Source organism: Blautia sp. AF17-9LB, assembly GCF_003479185.1.
Lineage (GTDB): Bacteria > Bacillota > Clostridia > Lachnospirales > Lachnospiraceae > Fusicatenibacter > Fusicatenibacter saccharivorans.
Genome location: NZ_QUGU01000032.1, coordinates 1 through 5,446, shown reverse-complemented (window position 1 = coordinate 5,446; position 5,446 = coordinate 1). Strand labels below are relative to the sequence as shown.

At 49.4% G+C, this 5,446-nt stretch carries 5 protein-coding genes and 2 pseudogenes; all 7 read left to right on the top strand.

Going from position 1 to position 5,446, the window contains the following annotated elements; all coding sequences use genetic code 11:
• Positions 1-39 precede the first annotated feature (39 nt).
• Positions 40-123, top strand: a pseudogene (locus DWX00_RS19235) (Maff2 family mobile element protein); the annotation flags it as partial.
• 10 nt (positions 124-133) lie between these two features.
• Positions 134-997, top strand: a complete 864-nt coding sequence (locus tag DWX00_RS19230) for a VirB6/TrbL-like conjugal transfer protein, CD1112 family (RefSeq protein WP_117442478.1) — start codon at positions 134-136, stop codon at positions 995-997.
• 38 nt (positions 998-1,035) lie between these two features.
• Positions 1,036-1,488: a SpoVG family protein gene (locus DWX00_RS19225; RefSeq protein ID WP_117442477.1), complete on the top strand. Its 453-nt coding sequence runs from the start codon at positions 1,036-1,038 to the stop codon at positions 1,486-1,488.
• Entirely contained in the window at positions 1,488-2,045 is a 558-nt protein-coding gene (locus tag DWX00_RS19220) for an MT-A70 family methyltransferase (protein WP_117505234.1), read from the top strand. Before DWX00_RS19225 ends, DWX00_RS19220 begins: the two co-directional genes overlap by 1 nt.
• Before the next feature lie 2 nt (positions 2,046-2,047).
• Complete coding sequence (locus DWX00_RS19215; RefSeq protein WP_243113262.1) at positions 2,048-2,788, top strand: hypothetical protein; 741 nt, start codon at positions 2,048-2,050, stop codon at positions 2,786-2,788.
• Positions 2,789-2,824: 36 nt separating this feature from the next.
• The gene (locus tag DWX00_RS19210) at positions 2,825-3,259 is read left to right on the top strand and encodes a PrgI family protein (protein WP_117505240.1); all 435 of its coding nucleotides are present in this window, start codon (positions 2,825-2,827) and stop codon (positions 3,257-3,259) included.
• Positions 3,198-5,396, top strand: a pseudogene (locus DWX00_RS19205) (VirB4-like conjugal transfer ATPase, CD1110 family); the annotation flags it as partial. The gene DWX00_RS19210 and the pseudogene DWX00_RS19205, both read left to right, overlap by 62 nt.
• Positions 5,397-5,446 lie beyond the last annotated feature (50 nt).

Sequence of the window (5,446 nt, the reverse complement as noted above, 5' to 3'; positions counted from 1 at the left end):
GCCGCCGCCCGCCATCGAGCAGAGTTTTACACCTAATTGGGTATAAAACAGCTTATGGCAGGCGGAGGTATCGCTCTGGTTGGTGCAACGCTGATCCCGCTGCTTTCCGGCCTGTTCGGTTAAGGGCTGACTTATGGGCAGTCTGTTTGAATGGATAACAGACTGGATTAAAGAGGGCCTGATCGATGCGATCACCGGACAGTACACCAGTATTTTCAACTCCGTCAACAATCAGGTTGCGGATGTGGCAAATCAGGTAGGACAGACCCCGCAGGGCTGGAATGGCGGCGTGTTTTCCATGATTCAGAATCTTTCAGAAACCGTCGTCATTCCCATTGCGGGCATGATCCTGACCTTTGTTCTGGTGTATGAACTGATCCAGATGATTCTCGAAAAGAACAACATGCACGAATTCGATACATTCAACATCTTCAAGTGGATTTTCAAGACTTTTGTTGCCACTTACCTGCTCACCAACTGTTTTACGATTGTGATGGCGGTCTTTGATGTGGCCCAAAATGTGGTGTCGCAAAGTGCCGGTGTCATAAACGGGAACCTGGATGTGCAGGCGGCGTTGTCTGATCTGAAAACCCAGCTTGAAGCAATGGGAATGTGGGAACTGATTGGACTGTGGCTGGAAACCAACATCATCAATCTGTGTATGTGGGTACTGTCCATCGTGATCTTTGTCATTGTATATGGCCGTATGATCGAGATTTATTTAACCGTGAGCCTTGCACCGATCCCGTTTTCCACAATGGCAAACCGGGAATGGGGACAAATGGGAACCGGGTATCTGCGTTCCCTTTTTGCCCTGGGCTTTCAGGGGTTTTTGATCCTGATCTGTGTTGCCATTTATGCAGTGCTGGTCCAGTCTATCCCATCGTCCGGCGACGTGCACGGCGCGATCTGGGGAACGGCGGGTTATACGGTACTGCTGGCTTTTGCCCTGTTTAAGACAGGTTCGTTATCCAAATCCATATTTAATGCAAGATAGCATGAACAAAACCAATTCTAAAAAGGAGGATTTTATATATGAGTAAAACCAATACAGAAAAAATGGCGCCGGAGACACAGACGCCGGAAATGGCAAACGGCATGAAGCTGGATGTCCGCGTGCGTCCGATCGCCCCAATGGGAAACCTGCTGGCGTTTGCCAATGTTACGATTGGCGGATGCTTTAAGATTGACGGCTTCCGTATCTGTTCCAGTGAAAAGGGGCTGTATGTCAATATGCCCGCAACCCAGGATAAGGGAGGCAACTGGAAAGATGTCTGCTGGCCGGTTACGGCAGAGTTCCGCAAGCAGCTCAACGATGCCTTAATCGATGGGTACGGGCAGGCTATTGAAAATTTGCAGGCAACTCTTGAAGCGACAAAGGGAGCAGCGGAAAAGCCTTCCCTGACCGGTGCATTGAAAGAAAATGCCGGTAAGGTCAAAGAACAGCCGGCCAAACCGGCCACATCTAAGAATGAGCAGGCTCGCTAATGCCGGAAACGAAACAGTACGGCATTATCTATGCCGATCCGCCCTGGCATTATGACAGGAAACATGGAGGCGGCGTTGCGGAAAACCATTACCCCACAATGAGCATTGAAGAAATCTGTGCCCTGCCGGTATCGGAACTTGCCGCAAAAGACAGTGCCCTTTTTCTGTGGGCGACCTTCCCGCAGCTCAATGAAGCCTTCCGGGTGATCGATGCCTGGGGATTCAAATATAAAACGCTGGCTTTTCTATGGCTCAAACAGAACCGGAAAGCGGATAGCTGGTTTTATGGCATGGGCTTTTGGACCCGCTCAAACGCGGAGGTCTGCCTGCTGGCAACCAGAGGCCGTCCGAAACGCCAATGTGCGGGAATCCATCAGTTTGTGATCTCCCATATTGAGCAGCACAGCAAGAAACCGGACGAGGTGCGGGATAAGATCGTAAAACTCATGGGCGATCAGCCCAGAGTGGAACTGTTTGCAAGACAAAAGACACCCGGCTGGGATGTATGGGGCAATGAAGTGAACTGTACGCTGACTATGCCGGAGCGAAAGGGGTGATTTTGATAGAACAAGATGCAAAGCGGCTGCTTATGGAACGGCTGGACGAGTGTTTGAAGGTTCATGCGGATATGCTGGATGCACAGAACATCGGCAGTATTTACGAGTTACAGGGACTTTCGGAACTCCACTATTATCTGAAGGTTGAGCATGTATTTACTCCGGCGGAAGTAGAGGCGCTTCTTTCTTTTCAGGACCCGTTGGATGTAGCCCGATGGTGTTGGGAAGAAAATAACCATGAACACAGTTTCCCGATCTGCGATCTTCTCAAAGAAATTGATGCAGCGCAAAAATTTGAACATTTCACAAGCGAACCTTCCGCACAGGACAAATATACGCTCCTGATGAAACGGCTGGGACAGAATTACTTTGCTTACAGGGAAAGCCTTATGTCAAGAGATAAGGAATCCTTAATTGAAAAAGCTGCTGAAATTACAGCCATGCAGGAGGCGTATTCCTATCTGACAACAAAGTTTGAGTTCAGGGATGAAATGCTGGATGATGTGCTGGCGCTTGAGAATCCTTTGAAATACTTTGCAGACCGTTGGCTTATGCCGGTTTCAGATGTGTTCGACGTGGATATGGATATTCGGGAAAATATTGCCGGAATCCGAGACAGCCAGGAATACCTGTGTCAGAGAGAGCCGGCTGTTTCTGTCCTGGCACGGCTGCAAAATGCGGCTCAGGAAGTGCGGGAATGTCCGGCTGTGGAGAAACCGGTACGCGATTTCGGTGCACGGTAATGGGCCGGAAATTATATTACGATGGGAGGTGTATAGATGCCTTATGTACCTGTACCAAAGGATTTAACCAAAGTTAAGACTAAGCTGGCCTTCAATCTGACGAAGCGCCAGCTTATTTGTTTCAGCCTTGCCGGACTTGTCGGCCTTCCGGTGTATTTCTTTACCCGCGGGGCGATCGGCAATTCGGCGGCTGTACTTTTGATGATCGGGCTGATGATGCCCTTTTTCTTCTTCGCCATGTATGAGCGTGACGGGCAGCCGGCAGAAAAGATCTTGAAGAACCGGCTCCGTTATAAGCTCTGGCCGAAGGACCGTCCATACAGGACGGATAACCTGTATAAATCTATGTCAAAGAAGGAGGTTACAAAGATTGCCAAAAAACAAGCAGCAGGAAGCTCAGGAAAAGCGTCTGCAAAAAAACATCAGGCAGGCCAAAAAGACCGGAGCCGATGCAAAGCAGGGCAAAACTAAGTCTGCCCGTTCCAAGCCGTCTAAAAAAGGCGGCTTTTTTGCCGGGCTGAAAGCAGATGCCCCGCAGACGGTCCAGCAGAGCATTCCCTACCGTGAAATGTACCGGGATGGGATCTGCCGGCTGACCGATACCCTTTACACCAAAACGGTGCAGTTTTTTGATATTAACTATCAGCTTGCACAGGCAGATGATAAAGCACAGATCTTCGAGGGTTACTGCGATTTCTTAAATTACTTCGACGCCTCGATCCATGTGCAGCTTACCTTTATCAACCAGCGGGCCAATATGCAGGATTTTACCAGAAGCATTGACATCCCTCCCCGCGGCGACGAGTATGACGGAATCCGCAGGGAATACGGGGATATGTTAAAGAACCAGTTGCAGAAAGGAAATAACGGTCTCACCAAACGCAAATACATTACCTTTGGGATCGAGGCAGATGACCTGCGTACTGCGAAAATGCGTCTGGAACGCATTGAAACGGATGTGCTGGCAAATTTCAAGACTCTGGGAGTTCAGGCGAGATCCTTAAACGGACTGGAACGTCTGGAACTTCTTCACAGCCAGCTTCACCCGGACGGCCAGGAAAAGTTTCATTTCCAGTGGTCGGATCTGCCTAAGACCGGTCTTTCTACCAAAGACTTCGTTTCCCCATCCGGGCTGTCTTTTTCAAAGGATGGAAAGACATTTCGGGTAGGCGACCATTCCGGTGCTGTCTCCTTTTTGCAGATTTTGGCACCGGAGCTTACTGACCGGCTTTTAGCGGATCTTCTTGACTTAAACGACGCCGTGACCGTCAACCTGCATATCCAGTCTATCGACCAGGCGCAGGCGATCCGAAACATCAAGCGCAAAATGTCGGACCTGCAGAAAATGACCATTGAGGAACAAAAGAAAGCGGTCCGATCCGGGTATGACATGGACATCATTCCCACCGACCTTGCCACCTATGGAGAGGAAGCCAAAAATCTTTTGCAGGATTTGCAGAGCCGCAATGAGCGCATGTTCCTTGTGACGGTACTGGTGGAAAATATCGCTGCCAAACGCCAAAAGCTGTTCAATGATATTTTTGCCGCTTCGGGTGTGGCACAGAAATACAACTGTGCCTTAAAACGGCTGGATTACCAGCAGGAACAGGGGCTTATGTCCTCGCTTGCTCTTGGTACGAACCAGATTGAAATTGAGCGCGGGCTTACGACCAGCAGCACAGCGATTTTTGTACCGTTTACGACCTGTGAACTGTTCCAGGAGGGCGAGGCATTGTATTACGGCCTGAACGCCCTTTCCAATAACTTGATCATGGCGAACAGAAAAACGCTGAAAAACCCCAATGGGCTGTTTCTCGGTACCCCAGGAAGCGGCAAATCTTTCTCTGCCAAGCGTGAGATCGTCAATGTGTTCCTTCTGACGGAGGACGACATCATTATCGCCGACCCGGAAAATGAGTATGGGCCGCTGGTACAGCAGTTCGGTTCCCAGGGGCAGGTCATTGATATTTCCCCTACTTCCACGAACTACATCAACCCGATGGACATCAATCTGGACTATTCCGATGATGAAAACCCGATCACTTTGAAAAGTGATTTTATCCTGTCGCTGTGTGACCTTATCATCGGCGGCAAAGAAGGACTTTCCCCCATTGAAAGGACGATCATCGACCGTTGTACCAGACTGGTGTACCGGGAATACCTGCAGGACCCGTGCCCGGAAAATATGCCGATCTTAGGTGATCTTTACGAGCTGCTTTTGAAACAGTCTGAACCGGAGGCACAGAATATCGCAACGGCGCTGGAAATCTATGTCAATGGTTCCCTTAACGTGTTCAACCACCGTTCCAATATCCAGATGGATAAACACCGGGTACTGTGTTTCCAGCTTAAGTCACTGGGAAAAGCCTTAAAGGAAATCGGGCTTTTGATCATGCAGGATGCGGTGTGGAACCGTGTCACGGCCAATCGCTCCAAACATAAAACAACCTGGTTCTATATCGACGAATTCCATCTTCTTTTGAAAGGGCAGACAGGAAGTTTCAGCGTGGAGATCTGGAAACGCTTCCGTAAATGGGGCGGAATCCCATCAGGTTTAACGCAGAATGTCAAGGACCTTCTGGCTTCCCGTGAGATCGAAAATATTTTTGGTGCGACACGTTGACGCACAAACATCACGCTATGAGGGTAATACTTCAT

Coding starts and splice junctions, on each gene's coding strand:
- DWX00_RS19225 (WP_117442477.1), top strand. CDS start 1,036: ATGAGTAAAACCAATACAGAAAAAATGGCGCCGGAGACACAGACGCCG.
- DWX00_RS19220 (WP_117505234.1), top strand. CDS start 1,488: ATGCCGGAAACGAAACAGTACGGCATTATCTATGCCGATCCGCCCTGG.
- DWX00_RS19210 (WP_117505240.1), top strand. CDS start 2,825: ATGCCTTATGTACCTGTACCAAAGGATTTAACCAAAGTTAAGACTAAG.
- DWX00_RS19230 (WP_117442478.1), top strand. CDS start 134: ATGGGCAGTCTGTTTGAATGGATAACAGACTGGATTAAAGAGGGCCTG.